Here is a 3,297-nt window from a genome sequence, read left to right as displayed (position 1 = left end):
TCTCCTGAAGATGCACTAGGAAAATTCACGATGCGGTAGGCACGCTAAACTAGCAAAAGGATCAGCAAATATACTGTGTTCGCCGTCTCTGCAAGTACTTGCTCGTCAGAAAGGGGGAATCTCAGCTTGCCAATTCCTCACGCTTGCTTTTAAAGTCAAATCTTATCTATGCGGACCAGTCAGCAAATTGCGACAGAAATCGAGGAGAAGTTCGGTTTTCTTCCACCTTTCTTCTCTCCAGCCTTACAGACTCCTCAAGTGTTGGAAAACTTATGGCAACAAACTTGCTCAACCTACGTTGACAATCCTCTTCCCTCTCTATTCAAAGAGAAACTGTCCGCCTACCTATCGCGTTTCTGCCCTGTCCCGTATTGCTTAGTGTGCCATAGCTGTTCGCTGTGGGAATTGGGGATGAAGGCACGAGATATCTTAACCCTGCTTGAAGCGGCTCCCCCAAGCCTACCAGAAGTGGATGAGCATCTTCGATTATTGGCTTCTCATAACAGCTTGCTCAATGTTGTATCCCAGCTAAACTCCGTTCTCGAAAAGAGTCTCCTTGACTGCTCAATTTTTATTGCCTTAAACACAGATAAGGCTGACCACTGTCGGCGAGAGTTGTGCCGTTTTCTAGGAACCGAGAATTACCAATATTTGGTGACGTTTATTGCCTATATCAAAACCTGTCATGAGTGGATGGAAGCACACCCAGATGTGAGGTATGAGACTGATAAGCGAGTTCAGGACCATTTCAATGACTTAGTGGCTGAAGAACCTGAGCTTGCCCACTTCTTTAACACTTACTGGAACAGGGTCAAACAAGAGCAGCGGCTAGAGAGTTTACCGACCGAGGGATTGTCACTAGAGAAGTTAACCAGTTTGCCGTTTGCGAGGGCGATCGATTCTACTTCAGATGGTATTGTGCTTTGCGATCCCAACCAACCCGATAATCCCATCATCTACTCAAATCCTGCCTTCTCGAAGCTGACCGGGTATCAGCCAGAAGAGGTGATCGGTTGCAATTGTCGATTGCTACAGGGTCCAGGAACCGATCCAGAAGTTGTTGCTCAAATTCGTGAGGCAATAGCCCAACAGCAGGAGGTACAAGCCACTCTTTTGAACTATCGCAAAGATGGCCAGCCCTTCTGGAATGAATTAAAAATTGCTCCGGTACGTGCTGATGCTGGTGAGTTGCTGTATTTTGTTGGTATCCAAACGAATGTCACCAAGCAAAAACAAGCTGAAGCACAATTGCAAGCGCAAGCAAGGCTTTTGGATCAATCTCAGGATGCGATTCTTGTGCTGAACTTGGAAAATCAAATCTTGTTTTGGAATAGTAGCGCAACCCGCTTGTTTGGCTGGACAGTTAACGAAGCGGTAGGGTGTTATGTTGATGAGCTCCTGTTTGATGAATTTTCTCCCCAACTCCGCCAAGCTCAAACATTGGTTATGGAACAGGGAGAGTGGCAGGGTGAACTAAAACATCGAGGGAAAGACGATCGGAAAGTTATTGTTGATAGCCGTTGGACATTAATTCGCAACGAAGTAGGACAGCCTCAATCTGTTCTCGTCAGTGGGACTAATATTACTGAGAGTAAGCAAACGGAAGCGCAGTATCAGCGGACTCAAAGATTTGAAAGCATCAGTACGGTGACTAAGGGTATGGCCCATAATCTCAACAATGCGTTGACTCCGATACTGATGTCAATCCAGCTTCTAGCTGATAAGTTGCCGGATGAGCAGAGCCGACAAGTATTGGCAACCCTTGAGGTAAATGCAAGGCGGAGTGCGGATGTCGTAAATCAAATGTTGTCCTTTGTGCAAGGACTAACAGGCAATAGGAACACATTAGCGATAGATACATTGCTGCTACGTCTAGCAGCGATGCTTAAGCAAGATTGTCCACAAAGTATTCTAGTTCGGACTAACATTGCATCTGATCTTTGGATAGTTTCTGGAGACCGAACTCAACTTCACCAAATGCTGCTGCATCTTTGGGAGAATGCTCGTGATGCCATGCCAGAAGGTGGAGTTCTACGTATTTCAGCAGAAAATATCTCGGTTAATGCAGCGCTTGCTCGCAAGAATGTTGATGCGAAGACGGGTTGCTATGTTGCGATTACGGTCTCTGATACCGGAGTTGGAATACCTGCTGAAAACTTAAACCGTATCTTTGAGCCTTTCTTTACAACCAAAGAATTCGGTAAGGGGACAGGACTCGGATTATCAATGGTTGCGGGAATTGTCAAAGGTCATGGCGGCTTCATCAATGTACAGAGTGAAATTAACAAGGGAACTCAGCTCAAAGTATACTTACCGGCTCAGCGACCGATTTCTTTCCAAGAGGCATTAATTCTGCTAGTTGAGAGTGATGACACATCTCGCGAAGCTGCTGAGATGCTGTTAGATCAAACGAGTTACCGAGTTTTGACTGCAAAAGATGGAATTGAGGCGATCGGGCTTTATGCTCAGTATCGATCCCAGATTCGGGCAGTTCTCATCGATCTATCTATTGTAGAACCTGATGCATCAGCAACGATTCAGATATTAAAGCGGACGAATCCCGACCTTGTCATCGTTGCGCTTAATGAATTGTCATTGGAACATCAGCTTAATGACGATGTCAAAGCAATGATTAAAGCCTTCCTCAAGAAACCCTATACCCCAGAAACGTTGACAGCAACATTACAGAAAGCTTTTGGAACATCATTCAAATAAGGTTGTGTTGCAAAAAAACGGTTGTGTTGCAAAAACCAGTCAACGGTAAAGTAAGCGGGCTAAAACTTCCCTCCTTACCCTCCGATATCTACTCCTGCTCTGTTGAAGTAGCGGCACTTTCTGCCTGAAATCATCCTGCTGAACGTTCGCTGTTAATGCCCTTCGGGTTCGCCAGTTCCCTACGGGGGGAAACCTGCCTTCAGGACTGGACTCACCGCTATTCCCTCAGCTACCGAGATATGGAGGAGATGATGCAGGAACGAGGCTTGACGGTAAACCACTCGACGATTAATCGTTCGGAGGAACGAGAGCAGTAATTTTTGTAAGGTTAAAATCCAAACATTACAAACCCAAAAAGAGGGGCTATCCTGGTAGGGGCAGGGCGATCGGCAGCAGTTGGCTTGCAACCGGTCACTAAACCTTTTGCAGTAAGGGCATTTAGTTGAGCACTACTGATAGTTGGGGTAGTGCAAAATCTGCAGGGGCAATCAAAATAATCCTGCTAAGTAGGGCAACCTAATAAAACTTAAAACGTTCTACCGGGTAGCCGCTGTTCCTCCCCCTGTTCTCAATGCCCTCCAT

General features: G+C 46.0%; 2 protein-coding genes. Both read left to right on the top strand.

Features of this window, described 5'->3' with window-relative positions:
* Positions 1 to 168: 168 nt before the first annotated feature.
* Entirely contained in the window at positions 169 to 2,715 is a 2,547-nt protein-coding gene (locus H6F80_RS28580) for a PAS domain-containing hybrid sensor histidine kinase/response regulator (protein WP_190794905.1), read from the top strand.
* Between the two features lie 155 nt (positions 2,716 to 2,870).
* Positions 2,871 to 3,032 carry a hypothetical protein gene (locus tag H6F80_RS30155; protein ID WP_242067625.1) on the top strand — a complete coding sequence of 54 codons (162 nt, stop codon included), beginning with the start codon at positions 2,871 to 2,873 and terminating at the stop codon, positions 3,030 to 3,032.
* Positions 3,033 to 3,297: the final 265 nt, after the last annotated feature.

Origin of the sequence: Leptolyngbya sp. FACHB-711 (assembly GCF_014695615.1) — a bacterium.
GTDB lineage: Bacteria > Cyanobacteriota > Cyanobacteriia > Elainellales > Elainellaceae > Leptolyngbya_A.
Note: the sequence above shows the minus strand (reverse complement) of the source record. Positions and strands in the feature narration are given on the sequence as shown.